Here is a 14,998-nt window from a genome sequence, read left to right on the forward strand (position 1 = left end):
CGGGGGATCGCAAAAAAGGAAGTAATGGAGTGATATGTATGTAGTAACCATATATCTATGAATCATAAAACCAACGCCAGCTACTACCAGACAGCCACCAAAAAGCCATTGGCAGGGATTACAGTTAAGATTAACTTAATACGTAGTTCGGTCCGCCGTGAGAAATACAAGCAACTGAATATCAATCATATAAACTCTATGAACCGGTGAACGCTTACAGATTAATTATTTTTACTATAAAATAAAATATCCTACATTTGCGTTTACCATTAACATCAAATAAAAAAGCTGAATCGCATGCATAGATTAACCTCTGTCTCAATGCTCTTAGGCGCCAGTATAATCCTGTCAATGTCCGCATGTTCATTTGGCAAGAAAAAGGAGAAATCCACTGCTACTGGCTGGAATTACAATGATCCTAAGATGGGTGGTTTCAGTGTGGCCAAAAATAAGGACCAGCAGACTGGTCCGGGTCTTGTTTTCGTGCAGGGCGGTACTTTCGCCATGGGAGCGACTGAACAGGACGTAATGGCTGACTGGAATAACATCCCAAGACGTATTACTGTTTCTTCCTTCTACATCGATGAAACGGAAGTGGCGAACGTTCACTACCGCGAGTACCTCTTCTGGTTACGCCGTATGTACGATGAGTCTTTCCCTGAAGTATACCGCAAAGCTTTACCAGATACGCTGGTATGGCGTAGCGAATTGGCTTATAACGAGCCACTGGTAGAATACTACTTCCGTCACCCTGCCTATAATGATTATCCGGTAGTAGGTGTGAACTGGAAACAAGCCGTTGACTATTGTAAATGGCGTTCTAACCGTGTGAACGAAAAAATGCTGATCGATAAAGGTCTGCTGTCTCAGAATGATACTAAAAATCAGGCTGATGATAACACCTTCGATACCAAAGCATATACTGCAGGTCTGTATGAAGGTATCCCTGGTAAAATGTCAAAATCTACCAAGGAGCAGTTCAGAAACGCAGATGGTTCTCCTCGTACCGCTCAATTTGAAGATGGTGTAATGTTGCCAAACTACCGCCTCCCGACAGAAGCTGAGTGGGAATACGCAGCACTCGGTTACATCGGTCAGAACCCTGGCCCTTCCAAGAAAGAAGGTAAACGTGGTGAGGAGTTGATCATGAACAAACAGGTTTATTCCTGGGGTACCAACAACAGCGGTCTGAGAGATATCCGCCGTGGTGCATGGCAAGGTCAGTTCCTTGCGAACTTCAAACGTGGTTCCGGTGATAACATGGGTATGGCTGGTGGTCTGAATGACCGTGCATCTATCCCAGGTCCGGTAATCGCATTCTTCCCGAACACTTTCGGTATCTATAATATGTCAGGTAACGTGAGCGAGTGGGTACTGGACGTTTATCGTCCGCTGAACCCAATCGATGGTGATGACTTCAACTACTTCCGTGGTAACAAATTCCAGACTACCTATATGAACGGCGAAAACGAGCCTGAAAAAGATAGCCTGGGTCACCTGAAAATGCGTGATGTAACTGACGAAGAAAGTGCTAACCGTCTGAACTACCAGAAAGGTGATGTTATCAACTACCTCGATGGTGACTCCCTCTCTAACGTAGAATATGGTTACGGTATCACTTCCCTGATCAACGATAAATCTCACGTTGTAAAAGGTGGTAGCTGGAACGACCGCGCTTACTGGCTGTCTCCAGGTGCACGTCGCTACATGCAGGAAGATATGGCAACTAACACAGTAGGTTTCCGTTGTGCAATGGACCGTGTGGGTAGCCCTGAAGGTAACAAGTTCAAAACTGGTCAGCTGTTCAAAAAACAACGCCAGAAAAGATAGTGCTGCACACAGCGCATACAAAAAAGCCCTCCTGAATCAGGAGGGCTTTTTTATTTTATCAATAGCTCATAAGCTTTCGCTTATTGCCAGATCTCAAGGATCTCTTCTGTATGATTCTTTGTATCAGGCTTGACAATGATCTTATCTATTACTCCCTTTTCATTGATCAGGAAAGTCGTACGATGTGTGCCGTCAAAAATACGTCCCATGAACTTCTTTTCACCCCATACCCCGTATTGTGTATGTATCGTTCTGTCTTCGTCTGCCAGTAATGGGAAAGGCAGGTCATATTTCTCGGTGAACTTCTGATGCCTTTTCTCACTGTCTGTGCTAACACCTACCACTGCAAACCCCTTCTTCAGCAAAGCCTGATAATTGTCTCTCAGGTTACATGCCTGTGCGGTACAACCCGGCGTCATGTCTTTCGGATAAAAATAGAGGATCACCTTCTTTCCTTTCAGATCTGTCAGAGATACCTGCTTTCCTTCCTGGTCAATGCCCTTAAATACAGGCGCCTTGTCCCCTTCTTTCAAATGTGTCATTCTTTACTCTGTGCTTTTCTATCTTGTAAAAGTAATCGTCTGTTCTTTTGTATTACCGGCAAGGTCAGTCACCAGTAAACGCAGACTGTGTTTACCAGCCTTACAATGCTCGTCAAACGTATAAGTAATCGTATTGCCCTTACGGGAGAACATCAACCATTTACCATCCAGTTCTGCCTTGTAGGCTTTAATACCGGAATTATCGCTGATCGTGAAAGAGAGTCTGGCTGCTTTGGACAGATTTGCGCCACTCTTTACACCACCCAGCAAGGCGATTTTAGGCATTACCGTATCTACTTCAAGGTGGAAGTTACCCAGCTCTCTGAACTCTCCGGTATACCAGCCATTATCCGGTTTGGTACCCACAATCGTCTCTCCCAGCCCTTCGCGGATCATTACGACCTTATTCTGCAAGGCTGCCGGAATAGCCCTGTCAGGCTTTATACGCAGGGTAAAATAATCATGCACCGGTATCACGGCTGTATGAAGACGGAAGATGGAAGAAACCGATCTGGATTTCTCTCCTGCCGGAATTTCTGCATAGTTAAAGCAGATCCGGTCATATAATGCTTCTTCATCCAGCGAGAACTCTATCTGATTGTTTTCAAAGATGTTTCTGGACTCCGCAAACATGGTATTGGCACATTTGGTAGGCTCTATCGCATCTCCACTCTGTTGCAGGGAAAACTTAACCGTTGTTGAATTGCCATAGGCATCCTTTACCAGCAATCTTACCGGATGGGCTGTGCCGTCAGACAGGTCAATAGTACCGTCTCCCTGTACATCCTTATAGATATCCAGCTTGTTGCCCGGTACGGAGAACAATAGCTGCATCCACGGACCACCACCTTTTTTCAGCTTATAATCTGTATGTGCGTTGATATATCTGGATTCATCAAAACCGATATTATCGATCTGGAAGCCGCTGTTAGGCACATCCTTGTCAAACATCACGACTTCATAGATACCATAGCTATTAGGTGCATTACTCATGCGATCGACCGCATTCAGTCCGATACCCGCAACAGCAGCTCTCACCTTTACCACAGGCGTGGTGGTTACATACTCTCCCTCTACTTTCTTAACCGGCAGTATCAGTGGTGTCTGGTCATAGACACTTCTGTCCATGTCATATATCGCGATTCTGGTTACCTCAGGCGCTTTTGTATCAGGAATATCGAAGCCGAACAGTAATGGGTTCAGTGGCTTCTCGGTATGTGTATCCCTGATCTCAAAGTGTACGTGCGGACCAGCGGAACCGCCGGTATTACCGCTCCACGCAATGAATTCTCCTTTTTTAACAGGGAACTTATCAGCGGGGATCTTCAGGTCTGTCGCCCAGCTCTCCGCCGCATATTGCTGTTGTTTCACATACTGCTCCAATGCCGGAAAAAAACGGTTCAGGTGACCATATGTGGTGGTATACCCGTTCGGGTGCGTAATGTAGACGATGTTACCATACCCTGTATGAGAAACGCCAATCCTGCTGACATAGCCATCTGCCGCTGCATGTACGGGCAGGTTCTCCTGTTGCTGGGTCTTAATATCAATACCCGCGTGAAAATGGTTGGGACGAAGCTCTCCGTAATTACCCGCCAGTTGGATAGGCACGTTCAGCGGATTGCGGAAATACCCCTGAGGATAGTTCTTTTCCGGTAATTGAGCGTGTAACAGCTGAGGCACCAGGATGCATAACCCGAATATTCGTTTTATCATGACGCAAAAATAAGGTGATTTAAATGATTGCCTACATTTGTAATAACCAGAATCTCTTCATTATGAAAGGTAGAGTTAGTCAGGTGCTTATACATATTACCGGTTGTGTGATCTTTCTGGCGCTGCCGATCGTGTTTTCACCGGATGCCAGCAATCTGTCAGACCTGTGGAGATACCCGCCTGCCCTGAAGGATTTTCTGGTATATCTTGTCATACTGCTATTCTTCTATTTCAATTATTTCGTACTGATCCCACAGTATTACTTCCGTAAGAAATATCTGGCGTTCTTTCTGATTTCTCTGGTCTGCTTCACCGTAATTGTGCTTTTACCCAATATGCTGGTAGACTTCAGAGGTGGTCCTCCCCGGGAAGGTTACGAGTGGCCGGCCAATAATCCCATGCCGATGCCTTCAGACAGGCATCCACACGAAATGCAGCACTCCCCGATGGAACAGGCAGACGAAATGAGTCGTCAGGGTCCCGGAGCCATGCCGCAACATTACCATCAGACGGTATCCCGCTCCATTCTGCTGGATATCGGCCATCAGGTATTCCTCTTTCTGGCCGTATTTTTCTTTTCTCTTATACTTCGTATCACTGACAGATGGCGACAAACAGAAAAGGAAAAACTCAATGCAGAGTTATCTTATCTGAAAGCACAGATCAATCCACATTTCCTGTTCAATATTCTGAATACCATCTACTCGCTGGCTGTCGAAAAATCAGATCAGACAAGCACGGCTGTCGTCAAGCTGTCACAAATGATGCGTTATGTAATCAGCGATGCCGGCCATCAGCTAGTGCCTTTATCCAAAGAAATTGACTATCTGTGTAATTATATTGAGTTACAGAAAATGCGTTTCGGTCATCAACTCCCACTGTCATTTACAGTAACAGGGCAGGCTACGGGCCAACTGATTGCACCTCTGATACTCATCTCGTTTGTGGAGAATGCATTCAAACATGGTGTTAATGCAGCCGAAAATACAGACATTAAAATAGCGGTCAACATACTGGAAAATCAACTGCATTTTTCTGCGTTTAATAACAAGGTGACCATCAAAGAACTACCGGAAACAGAGAGTGGCATTGGTCTGGAAAACACGCGCAAACGCTTGCAGCTATTGTATCCTGCCAGTCATACACTGGTGATCAAAGATGACGCACGATATTTTGAAGTATCTCTTTCATTACAACTATCATGACCATACAAGCGATCGCTATAGATGACGAATTACCTGCGCTGAAACTCATTGAAAACTTCTGCTCAAAAGTAGAAGGCATACAGTTACAGAAAACATTCAATGTACCGGCGGAGGCATTCAAACACATCGGGAAATATCCTGTCGATCTGCTGTTTCTTGATATTAATATGCCCTCCGTTACAGGTACAGATTTCTATCGTTCCTTACAGCAGGAGGCCATGGTGATATTCACTACCGCACATGCAGAATATGCCGTAGAAGGATTTAATCTGAATGCAGTTGATTATCTGCTGAAGCCTTTTACATTCGAACGTTTCCAACAGGCAGTACAAAAGGCGCAACAGCTGATACTGTCACGGCAAACACATCCCACCGCCACGCCACCACTGATATTCAGAGTGGACTACGGACTGACGAGGGTACAAGTCAGTGAGATACTTTTCATCGAAGGACTGGATGATTATCTGAAAATACATTTGCATCAGCAGCCTCCTCTCATCGTCAGAATGACTATGAAGGCTGTGATTGAAAAACTGCCGCCACAATCATTTATGCGTGTGCACAGATCTTATATAGTAGCACTCAGCCGTGTAGAGCAGGTACGCAACAAAACCATTTATATCGCAGGTCACGAGATTCCTGTCAGCAGTAGCTATGAAACGGCTTTCTTCAGCCAGTTTGGTCAACAGTGACGTATTCACCGCAACAAATACTGCCTTTACCTCAATCTTATGGCCATGTGCCGTAATAGGGAAATATTTGTGAGGGTAACGCAGTTATATCACTGACTAAACCAACTCACAATGGAAAGAAAAGATTTTCTCAGAAACGGGATGGGCATACTGGGCCTCGCTTCCATCGTACCAATGCTGCATGCGTGCGGAAAGGATAATGATACAACCAGTACGGATACAGAAACGACTACAGGCACAGATGAAGCAGGCGGTTCCTGTACCGTAACAGATACAGAAACTGACGGACCATATCCACTGTATAAAAGCAGGGGTTCTTCCATTCAACGGGTAGACATCACAGATGGTAAGACTGGTCTGCCGCTGAGCATTACCATTACGGTACGCAATGTAAAAGACAGTTGTAATATAGTGAGCAATGCGCGTGTGGACATCTGGCATTGTGACAAGGACGGCTATTATTCCGGTTATAGTAATACGGGATATCTTGGTACACAGGACAACAGTGCGCTGGTGTTCTGCAGAGGTTTACAATATAGCGATAGTAACGGACAGGTGAAATTCACCTCTGTTTATCCCGGTTGGTATACCGGCCGCGTCACGCATATACATGCGCAGATCTATGTAGATAGTTCACTCAAATTAACTACACAGATCGCCTTCCCAGATGCGATCAATACAGCCGTCTACAAGACATCATTATACAGTGCGCATGGACAGAATTCCATGACCAATGCACAGGACAATATTATTATGGATTCACTGGACAATGAACTGGCAACGCTGACCACCAACACAACCACAGGGGGGTATGATCTGACACATACCATCTACATTTCTGCTTAAGTAACGGGTGAGCACTTGTTATCAAAGCAAAAGGACCAGCCTATTGCTGGTCCTTTTTAATATGTTGCTGTTGGATGTATCTGTTAAATACTATTCAGCTTTTGGTTCTACCTTATGTTTTTTAGGGTAGTTGAACAGTGCACTTGTGATGATTGGAATCAGGAAGATAGACACTGTGATGATAGAAGTCGCCCAGTCAGCTTCATGGCTTTCCAGAAATTTGGAAGCAGCTGTTTCCGGAAAGAAATGTTCGTAGATAGCCAGCATCAGTTTGATACCCAGCACACCGATCACAAGGAATGCGGCTGTTTCAAGGAAAGGATATTTTTCCATCAGGCGTACGAAACCCTGTGCAACAAAACGCATTGCGAGGATACCGATAAATACGCCGGTCCAGATCAGTACGATATTATCGCTGAATGCAACTGCTGCAAATACGTTATCGATAGAGAACGCGAGGTCCATAATTTCTACCAGTGCCACTGTAGCCCAGAACTGACCCATCCAGCCGATAGTAGATTTATACAACCAATTCTGGCTTTTGTCAATTTCCTCTGCTTCTTCTTCTACAACGCCAGCCTTTTCAGCTTTGGATTTCGCTGCTTTCTTTTTAAAATAATCAAAGGTCAGGTACAGGAGATAAAGACCACCGATCGGTTTCAGCCACCATACCTTAATGAGGAGAGACGCAAACAGCAGACAGATACCACGGAACACGTAAGCTCCGATAATACCATATTTCAGGGCTCTGTTACGTTGATCCTTAGGTAGGTCCATTACCATTGTAGCCAGTACAGCCGCATTATCCACCGACAAGAGGCTTTCAATAATAATCAGGTTTCCAACGATCAGTAACGCCGGTATCGGGTTATCAAGGATCTGCTGGAACATTTCAGCGATTTGCATAGTTGTTTGTTATTTTCTTGTTTTTAGTTGATAGACTAATTGTTTACGAGTTGTACCACAACAAGCCGTCCCCCTTCTTCCTGAGACAGCAGCAGCTGTTTATTGTCAGTCAGCTCCACCATTGAGTTCACCGGAATATCCTTTCCTTCGGTGACGTCTTTCAGTGATGTAAGCGTTTGATTGACAAGTTGCCACTTATTATTATGAAATACAAAATATCCCACCGGTTTTTTCTGCTGATCTGTTAGTCTTTCGTTCGGATAAATGTTTCTATTCACATGCCAGGGATACAAATACTGGTTATGATAAACCATTAACCGGTGATTTTCGGGCGTAAAGCTACCCGGTTTTCTCGACCAATACAAATTGAGTACAGGTAATTGTCCGCGGTAGGGTGTATTACAATGCGGACAGCAGGGGCTGGTGGTATTGTCAAACACGAACCATTTCTGGTCGCAGTTCTTATTCTGACAAGGTTGCAGCAGGTCTACCGTTTTGATCAGCGCCTGCTCCCATTCGTCTGCCGTAGGGCGGAGAGAAGGGTTATGCAGGCCATCAATAAACGCCTTATCGAACAATTCCTTCAGGTAAGGACCACAGATGGTATAAGGTACCTTACTGACGTCTGCCCAGGGCAGATGTGTCGGTTTTACCTGATCCAGACGCGGCCGGTTGGAAGTATCCGTAGGGTGTTCTATGAACAGCGCTTTGGCCCCCATAGACAGTTCTTCGTCCTTCTGTGCGTCTGTGTCGTGGATCTTTCCACCACGCAGCGGATGACGATACAGCAGGTACATATAGATCATGACTGCCAGGGCATGCCGGTCAGTCGCAATACTAGGCAGTTTACGGGCCGGATCTTCTTTGGGAAGATGCTTGGTGGCCATTACCTCCGGAGCAATAAAATCCGGCGTACCGATCACATCGGGTGGAAATTTACCCGGTACGACCAATCCATCAATATCGATGATCGTTGCACTACCTGTACGCGGATCAATCAGCACGTTTTTATAGGAAAGATCGGAATGTGCCAGTCCAGCGGCATGCATACGTCTTACCGCACGTGCTATTTTGATATTGATGAGGAAAAATTTGAACCAGTCTCCCAGTTCAGCCGGATCCAGATGCAGTTTGAACTGACGGCTCCTGAACTGTGGAGAGGCAAACCAGCGGCCCTCTTTTTCCTTACCCGCGATGGAAACCATCTGGGCGGCGCCGGCATTATATCCTGTGGTAAAGAAGAATTTCTGCTGATATACCGGTACGATAATACCGGTCTTCCCGTCACGTTCTACAATATTATTTGGCCAGCAGAACAGGTCTTTCCAATATTCGCCTCCCGGCTGATTGAAGATCCTGTCTCTGAAAACATTGACAATATTGTTGAGCCGTTCTTTGGAATTGAAGTCCTGTTTATCCCGGAAGAATGCTACGACATATGACTTATCCGGAGAAAAGTACACGTCCTTCATCCCTCCCTGCATAGGATCACCGTTATCAACATATTGATAGGTTTTCCCGTCCTGCGCTGTTACTGTGATAATGTTGCTCATGTAATCCCTTATCAGTATAAAATAGCAATGGTACGATCGTCATGATTGCCCGGAGACCAGAAATCCAGCCAGCTAAGCAGGCATTCCTGTACTTCTGCAGGCGAACCGGCAAAGTTTACCTTCGCACCGTCTTCATTGGTGCCGTTCAGATCCTGCCATAGTTCACGCCAGACTTCATTTTTCTGCAGATTGGCGTCTGTCTGGAATTTAGGATCTGTAATACCGTCTGTCATCAGCATCAATGCCGTGAAGTCAGGCACCACTTTGAAGCGGATACGGTTCACATAAGCGCCGTTCGCGAAAATATCAGACATAGTGAGGAAACGTGTCTGTCCTGCAAATTCTCCACTATCAGGCGTACCCATGACAAAAGCCTCGCCTGTAGCGTCCTGATAGATGCCGATGCCACCATCACCAACCCAGAAAGAACTGATCACATACCCGGCAGCATATTTCTTCACGAGGGCAAAAATAAGGGTCGTGGCATAATCTTTCACTTCCGCTCCGTTGTCCTGTGCTTCCTGTTTGATCTTTCCCTGTGCAATGAAAGCCAGCTTACCGAGTTGCTCAATAAACTGCACACTCACTTTTTTCTGGTTATCTTCACTGGGATCGCCGAGGTAAGCAGCTATAGCTTCCTCGAGTACATTAATCCTATCGCCGGCGAGCAGTTCCTGAAAACTGGTCACGGCCGCTTTACAAGCTATATTAGCTCCTTTACGGCTGTATTTCGCAGAACCTGCACCATCAGCTACGGCAATGATACCCCATCCTTTCTCTGTGTTGAAATCGCAACCAAAGCTATCATCCCTGAATTTACCTTCATGCGCATGACTACGTCCCCGTTTGGAAGCGATTACCAGTTTGCGGTCGCCAAAAGGCAGCGTTATCGCATCCTGATCTGGCTGCCAGTATTTGTCTTCCTTATCGGAAGGCAGATATTGCCATAATGATTTCGGATCGGGATTAACAACAAGATGTATTTTCTTTTCGGAAAACGCTCTGTCAGCCGGGTGATGCTTCAGGCGGAACAGCAGTGACAAAATAAACTCGCCCTGTTGTTTTGGTATACCGGAGATGGTGTTGGCGGCTTCATCGAAAGCAATACCTAATTCCGGTGGTATGCTCCAATCAAAGTCACCCATCTCCTGTAAGCCCAATGCCGCAGGATCGAATGTAAAATTGTATGCTTTATTGACCCTGCCATTGGGCAATGTAATATGCTTCTGCAGGATATCGTCGATCATTGATCTTTCTTTCCAGGATTCCACTATATCGTTTTGAGATTTTATAATCATCTGCACGGCCTGAAGGATATGTTCTTCCTTTATAAACTTCTCGAACAATGCCTGTTGGTTTTCCCTTACAGTATTGCCTTTATGCCTCAGCAATGATTCTATAAAAGACTGATCGTGTTTCGTCATTATCCCTGAGTTCTGTTAATATCAAGGTGGCCGTCACCAAAGCCGTATTTACCTTGTTTGCCACACCAGGAGCAGGTACTTACTTCTTCCTGTCCCACGCAGTGTACCTTTCCACAGGAGCACACACTGAAGCCGTACTGGTTACCGCAGCATGGACAGGTAGGAAATCCTTCCAGTTCATCAGTGCTTACTTTGTTATCAGGCACACCACCTTCAGCAGACAATTCAAAATACACATTATCTACAGGAAATGCACCGTTGAGCCGGTAGCCCATGGATTGCATATCGAGGCCGCTGATATTCACAGGACGTAATCCTTTCTTATACTTGATGAGATAAGGCTTGCCTGTATTCTGACATTTAGCGGCGAAGATGGCATAGTTGGTATCTACGAATCCGGGTTTCACCGGCGGCAGTTTATCAACGTCCACCTTTTCTATCACACCATCACTCAGTTTAGCGAGCTCTATACCAGAACCGTTATTGCTGACACTGACACTGCTGGATTTAATAGAGGCAGTGACCCATCTGAAGAATTCCTTGTAAGACTGTGGTGTCGCATTTTTAAACAACAATACTGTCTCCGTGAGTTCTTTCAGGGCACTCAGGTTATTTTCATCTCCAAAGGAGATAGCTATCAGGTTAGATTTATTTTGCCAGTTCTGCTTCCATTCACGGACAGCAGCACTGGTATCATCAGTAGGTGTACCATCAGTGAAAAGGAATACGATCGGTTTCCAGTCGCCTTTCTGTGTAGCGGTGGTTTGTATCGTATTCTTACGCATTTCATACATCAGGTGTCCGAGACCATTACTGAGGGAGGTGCCCGCACCGATTGGAAACTTAGGCGGATAGAAGCTGATCACTTCCTGCAATGGTACTATTGTCTTTGCCTGACCGGCAAACACGATGATAGATACCCATGCAGTTTCCAGTGCATACGGGTCAGACTTCAACTCTTTTATGATCGCAGCCAATCCTTCCTCAACAAACTGAATTTGTTCTCCTACCATAGACTCAGAAACGTCTATCAGGAAATAAATGGGTAACCTTCTCATATACAGAAATAATTAAGCACGAGCAGGATGATCAGTAAGAGGATCTGTGTCATATCCACAGACAATCCTGTACCTACCTGAAACGGCTTGATACCACTGAATAAGCTCAGTACGGGTTTAAAGATACTTTTAAAAAAACTGAACGCCTGCTTATAAGTGCCGGTTAAGCGCTCCTCATAAGGCAGCAGTTTGGAATATAAGAAGAGTCCTATTATCAGGATATTAACGATAAGATATAATAAAAACATTGGTATAGTTCTTTAATGTCATACCGGCTGTGCCGGTATGAACGTTGGTTATGTTGTATAGCGATTGCTATTACGTTTGTTTAAATGATCACATGTACTTCTGCCGGTGGCGGTGGCAGTTGTATTTCTTCTGTTGTACCCACACTCTTGCTGCCCGTACCGATGGATGCTGATACCCACTTAAAGAAAGACATCAGTGTTGAGCTATCGGCCGTATCGAGATGGACAACATTATCTGTCAGTTCTTTCAGGAAACTGTCCTGTGCTTCTGCACCGGCGGCACAGGCTACCAATGCGGCAAGATTTTTACTTTTTACTTTAGGAACGACTTCACGGAAAGCCGCAAGATCGGAAGGCTTACCATCCGTCATCAAAAACAGTAAGGGGCGCCAGTCGCCTTTCTGCGTATCGCTGCCCTTTGCAACTTCCGCGTCCAGTTTGGAACACAGCATTTCAAGCGCTGCGCCCATATTGGTGGGTCCTGACTCAGGTGTAGTGATTTCGGGCAACTGTAATGACTCCAAAGCGGTCAGTGGCAGCAGTTGTTTTACCTCACGATCAAACGTAATGATACTGATCCACACTGACTCCAGGGCAAAGGGGTCCTGTCTTAATTTTGACACCAATACTTGCAGTCCGTTTTTCACTGCCTCTATTCTTTCGCCCCGCATGGAGCCGGAGGTATCAAGCAACAGGTATACCGGAAGACGTCTCATACTCGTATAATAATGTCAGGTCTATTGAATAATTACGCATTAAGAATCAGGAATCAGGAAGACTATTGTACATAGAAAATCAGGAGCAAAAGTGTGACCGGGTCACTTAGGATAATAATGCCTTTCTACGTTTACAAGTCTTTATTATCATACATTCCTGATTCGTAATTCCTGATTCCTGATTATTCAAAATACGCTTAAGCGTATTTTGAAAGGAACTGTTCCAGTCCGCCGCTCTGTCCTATACCTACTGCTTCAAAACGCCATTGGTTTTCGCGTTTGTAGATACGGCCAAATTCAACGGAAGTCTCGATAGAGAAATCTTCTCCCAGTTCATATTTCACCAGTTCAACGTTTTTCGCGGCATCATAGATGCGGATAAATGAGTTGCGGATCTGACCAAAGTTCTGTTTACGTGCAGCTGCTTCATGGATGGTAACCACCACACAGATTTCTTTTACAGCGGGGTTGATAACAGACAGGTCTACGTGGATGGTTTCATCATCACCCTCACCAGCACCTGTGCGGTTATCGCCAGAATGTTTCACAGCACCATCGGGAGATTCCAGGTTGTTATAAAACACGAAATATGGATCAGATATAATCTTTCTGTTTTCGCCTAAGAGAAATACAGAAGCATCCAGGTCGCATTCGCCGCCTGTATGTGACTCATTGATATCCCATCCTAAGCCAATAGTGAATTTTGGTAACTCAATATTGGCTCTTTCTCCTTTTTGCAGATTGATTGCCATGATGGTATGATTTTTTGAAGATGATCAAATAAAAAGTTTGCGTTGTTCCTGTACTCTTCCATCTGGTGATAATTGTTACCAATGCAGCAATCCGCCAGTTCCTGCAGGAACGCATGCGTTTGTTTCATCAGTAGTTTTTCATACTCTGCAAAGGGTGCATTGAGTATGTATTTCACCACTCTCGTATTGAAGCAGAAGGAGGGTGATCCTATCACAGCTTCAAGACTCTGTAAGGAGTGTACACTATAGTAATTTAACTTATTTTCTATGTTGGGATGAATATCCTGATTCTGCAATTGCGCATAGTACAGGTAATAAGCATCGTTGCTCAGCCCGAATTTCTTCAGCAGGTTCCGGATGATCAGTTCATGGCTACCCGTAATACGAATATCGTCTGTGAAGATCAGCGTTTTACCAGCAAGGAAATCCTTATCCAGATGGTATCTGTCATTGATGATCAGTGCTTTCCTGCTTTCCATATCCAGCGCGCCATAGTCAATGCTATAAGTCTTATAGCGATGAATTTTGGCAGTTTCTGCCGGACTATATCCTTTCATGCATAAATAGCGGTTCAGCATTTTTACAAATGCTGTCGTCATGTAATAAGAAGCAGTAGGGATAGTAGTATATGGGCTGGGTAACACGACCAGCTGTTCATTCTCTGACAACCTGTCTCCGTAAGTAGCAATGAAACCTGTAGCCAGTGCAGTACCGAATGCCTCCGCAACTGCCCCGTCCCCGAATTTGAAGCAGCTGTAAGCCGCAGGATCAAACGGGAATTGAGCATCATTTACAATGCTATGTAAGGCATAAACATCTTTCATTTAACAACTTGTTTAAGGGGTTATGGACAATGTCAGTCAGTGTTGCAGTTATACCCAAACGTAGTGCACCCTGAACATCGGCAAGCTGGTTATCACCCAGATGCCATACCTCCGTGGATAAAAGGTCTGTATGCAGTGAAGCCGCTTTATCCAGCATCCGGCTGAACATTTGTGCATCCGGTTTTGAATAGCCGGTTTCATCTGAATACAACTGAAATGCAAAAAGGGCGTCCCATCCCCATTCTGCCATTAGTTTACGTAATGTACGACCCTGAATAAATCCCGTGTTGCTCAGCAGGTTGGTAGTAATGCCCTGTTCCTGCAAAGCGGCTAACAACGTTGTTGTGTCCTCATACAAATGTAATGGAGCATGCTCAAAGAAAAGTGCCTCGGACAAACTGTAGAATTCCTCCAGTTTGTCCGGGTGTACACTTTTAATATCTATTCCCAACAGGTGCAGACATAACAGATACATTTCGAATGTATGCACGTTACGTCCTGTAATTTCGTTCATGTTGTTGATGAGCACATCGGTTTCCCTGAACACGGATTCTACTTTTTCCGGAGCAAATGCTTCCAGAGAAAAGAAAGAGCGGAACAGGGCTGCACGCTTCGTTTTAAAGGAAGGATGCGAACGGATCAGCGTCATCCACAGATCGAAAGATACGTGCCTGATTTTTCCCATG

15 protein-coding genes are annotated in these 14,998 nt (G+C 45.1%); 4 read left to right on the top strand and 11 right to left on the bottom strand.

Annotated features, from left to right (window positions below; all coding sequences use genetic code 11):
- The first annotated feature begins 351 nt into the window (after window positions 1-351).
- Window positions 352-1,830, top strand: coding sequence for an SUMF1/EgtB/PvdO family nonheme iron enzyme (locus tag FEF09_RS10855; protein ID WP_261387411.1), 1,479 nt, complete (start codon window positions 352-354; stop codon window positions 1,828-1,830).
- A gap of 80 nt (window positions 1,831-1,910) precedes the next feature.
- Here the strand turns inward: FEF09_RS10855 and bcp are convergent, their stop codons facing one another.
- Both bcp and FEF09_RS10865 read right to left on the bottom strand, forming a co-directional pair.
- Window positions 1,911-2,372, bottom strand: coding sequence for a thioredoxin-dependent thiol peroxidase (gene bcp / locus FEF09_RS10860; protein WP_146305130.1), 462 nt, complete (start codon window positions 2,370-2,372; stop codon window positions 1,911-1,913).
- 18 nt (window positions 2,373-2,390) lie between these two features.
- On the bottom strand, window positions 2,391-4,088 hold the full coding sequence (locus FEF09_RS10865; RefSeq protein WP_146305131.1) for a peptidoglycan DD-metalloendopeptidase family protein: 1,698 nt from the start codon (window positions 4,086-4,088) through the stop codon (window positions 2,391-2,393).
- A gap of 62 nt (window positions 4,089-4,150) precedes the next feature.
- On the opposite strand from FEF09_RS10865, the gene FEF09_RS10870 reads away from it, so the two are divergent.
- The 3 genes from FEF09_RS10870 (at window position 4,151) to FEF09_RS10880 (ending at window position 6,831) form a co-directional block, all read left to right on the top strand.
- A complete protein-coding gene (locus tag FEF09_RS10870; RefSeq protein WP_186774288.1) occupies window positions 4,151-5,293 on the top strand; it encodes a sensor histidine kinase in 1,143 nt (380 codons plus the stop codon).
- Window positions 5,290-5,985, top strand: a complete 696-nt coding sequence (locus FEF09_RS10875) for a LytR/AlgR family response regulator transcription factor (protein WP_146305133.1) — start codon at window positions 5,290-5,292, stop codon at window positions 5,983-5,985. Before FEF09_RS10870 ends, FEF09_RS10875 begins: the two co-directional genes overlap by 4 nt.
- A 111-nt stretch (window positions 5,986-6,096) precedes the next feature.
- Complete coding sequence (locus FEF09_RS10880; protein ID WP_146305134.1) at window positions 6,097-6,831, top strand: intradiol ring-cleavage dioxygenase; 735 nt, start codon at window positions 6,097-6,099, stop codon at window positions 6,829-6,831.
- A 90-nt stretch (window positions 6,832-6,921) separates the two neighbouring features.
- Here FEF09_RS10880 and FEF09_RS10885 read toward each other — a convergent pair whose 3' ends face one another.
- The 9 genes from FEF09_RS10885 to FEF09_RS10925 form a co-directional block, all read right to left on the bottom strand.
- Window positions 6,922-7,737 carry a TerC family protein gene (locus tag FEF09_RS10885; protein WP_146305135.1) on the bottom strand — a complete coding sequence of 272 codons (816 nt, stop codon included), beginning with the start codon at window positions 7,735-7,737 and terminating at the stop codon, window positions 6,922-6,924.
- A 35-nt stretch (window positions 7,738-7,772) separates the two neighbouring features.
- Window positions 7,773-9,290 carry a helix-hairpin-helix domain-containing protein gene (locus FEF09_RS10890; protein ID WP_146305136.1) on the bottom strand — a complete coding sequence of 506 codons (1,518 nt, stop codon included), beginning with the start codon at window positions 9,288-9,290 and terminating at the stop codon, window positions 7,773-7,775.
- A gap of 11 nt (window positions 9,291-9,301) precedes the next feature.
- Window positions 9,302-10,714 carry a PP2C family serine/threonine-protein phosphatase gene (locus FEF09_RS10895; RefSeq protein WP_146305137.1) on the bottom strand — a complete coding sequence of 471 codons (1,413 nt, stop codon included), beginning with the start codon at window positions 10,712-10,714 and terminating at the stop codon, window positions 9,302-9,304.
- Window positions 10,714-11,772: a TerY-C metal binding domain-containing protein gene (locus FEF09_RS10900; protein WP_146305138.1), complete on the bottom strand. Its 1,059-nt coding sequence runs from the start codon at window positions 11,770-11,772 to the stop codon at window positions 10,714-10,716. The genes FEF09_RS10895 and FEF09_RS10900 overlap by 1 nt, the downstream gene beginning before the upstream one ends.
- Window positions 11,769-12,020 (bottom strand): hypothetical protein, encoded by a 252-nt coding sequence (locus tag FEF09_RS10905; RefSeq protein ID WP_146305139.1) that lies wholly within the window; start codon window positions 12,018-12,020, stop codon window positions 11,769-11,771. The genes FEF09_RS10900 and FEF09_RS10905 overlap by 4 nt, the downstream gene beginning before the upstream one ends.
- An 80-nt stretch (window positions 12,021-12,100) precedes the next feature.
- Window positions 12,101-12,736 carry a vWA domain-containing protein gene (locus tag FEF09_RS10910; protein WP_146305140.1) on the bottom strand — a complete coding sequence of 212 codons (636 nt, stop codon included), beginning with the start codon at window positions 12,734-12,736 and terminating at the stop codon, window positions 12,101-12,103.
- Between the two features lie 197 nt (window positions 12,737-12,933).
- Window positions 12,934-13,488 carry a TerD family protein gene (locus FEF09_RS10915; RefSeq protein ID WP_146305141.1) on the bottom strand — a complete coding sequence of 185 codons (555 nt, stop codon included), beginning with the start codon at window positions 13,486-13,488 and terminating at the stop codon, window positions 12,934-12,936.
- Complete coding sequence (locus FEF09_RS10920) at window positions 13,422-14,312, bottom strand: phosphoribosyltransferase family protein (RefSeq protein WP_146305142.1); 891 nt, start codon at window positions 14,310-14,312, stop codon at window positions 13,422-13,424. The genes FEF09_RS10915 and FEF09_RS10920 overlap by 67 nt, the downstream gene beginning before the upstream one ends.
- Entirely contained in the window at window positions 14,287-14,997 is a 711-nt protein-coding gene (locus tag FEF09_RS10925) for an HAD family hydrolase (protein ID WP_146305143.1), read from the bottom strand. Before FEF09_RS10925 ends, FEF09_RS10920 begins: the two co-directional genes overlap by 26 nt.
- Between the last annotated feature and the right edge of the window lies 1 nt (window position 14,998).

The organism is Chitinophaga pinensis (assembly GCF_007896845.1).
In the GTDB taxonomy this organism is placed as follows: domain Bacteria; phylum Bacteroidota; class Bacteroidia; order Chitinophagales; family Chitinophagaceae; genus Chitinophaga; species Chitinophaga pinensis_C.

Excerpts from the sequence above, each read along its gene's own strand:
- FEF09_RS10855 (WP_261387411.1), top strand. The coding sequence starts at position 352 with ATGTCCGCATGTTCATTTGGCAAGAAAAAGGAGAAATCCACTGCTACT.
- bcp (WP_146305130.1), bottom strand. The coding sequence starts at position 2,372 with ATGACACATTTGAAAGAAGGGGACAAGGCGCCTGTATTTAAGGGCATT.
- FEF09_RS10865 (WP_146305131.1), bottom strand. The coding sequence starts at position 4,088 with ATGATAAAACGAATATTCGGGTTATGCATCCTGGTGCCTCAGCTGTTA.
- FEF09_RS10870 (WP_186774288.1), top strand. The coding sequence starts at position 4,151 with ATGAAAGGTAGAGTTAGTCAGGTGCTTATACATATTACCGGTTGTGTG.
- FEF09_RS10875 (WP_146305133.1), top strand. The coding sequence starts at position 5,290 with ATGACCATACAAGCGATCGCTATAGATGACGAATTACCTGCGCTGAAA.
- FEF09_RS10880 (WP_146305134.1), top strand. The coding sequence starts at position 6,097 with ATGGAAAGAAAAGATTTTCTCAGAAACGGGATGGGCATACTGGGCCTC.
- FEF09_RS10885 (WP_146305135.1), bottom strand. The coding sequence starts at position 7,737 with ATGCAAATCGCTGAAATGTTCCAGCAGATCCTTGATAACCCGATACCG.
- FEF09_RS10890 (WP_146305136.1), bottom strand. The coding sequence starts at position 9,290 with ATGAGCAACATTATCACAGTAACAGCGCAGGACGGGAAAACCTATCAA.
- FEF09_RS10895 (WP_146305137.1), bottom strand. The coding sequence starts at position 10,714 with ATGACGAAACACGATCAGTCTTTTATAGAATCATTGCTGAGGCATAAA.
- FEF09_RS10900 (WP_146305138.1), bottom strand. The coding sequence starts at position 11,772 with ATGAGAAGGTTACCCATTTATTTCCTGATAGACGTTTCTGAGTCTATG.
- FEF09_RS10905 (WP_146305139.1), bottom strand. The coding sequence starts at position 12,020 with ATGTTTTTATTATATCTTATCGTTAATATCCTGATAATAGGACTCTTC.
- FEF09_RS10910 (WP_146305140.1), bottom strand. The coding sequence starts at position 12,736 with ATGAGACGTCTTCCGGTATACCTGTTGCTTGATACCTCCGGCTCCATG.
- FEF09_RS10915 (WP_146305141.1), bottom strand. The coding sequence starts at position 13,488 with ATGGCAATCAATCTGCAAAAAGGAGAAAGAGCCAATATTGAGTTACCA.
- FEF09_RS10920 (WP_146305142.1), bottom strand. The coding sequence starts at position 14,312 with ATGAAAGATGTTTATGCCTTACATAGCATTGTAAATGATGCTCAATTC.
- FEF09_RS10925 (WP_146305143.1), bottom strand. The coding sequence starts at position 14,997 with ATGGGAAAAATCAGGCACGTATCTTTCGATCTGTGGATGACGCTGATC.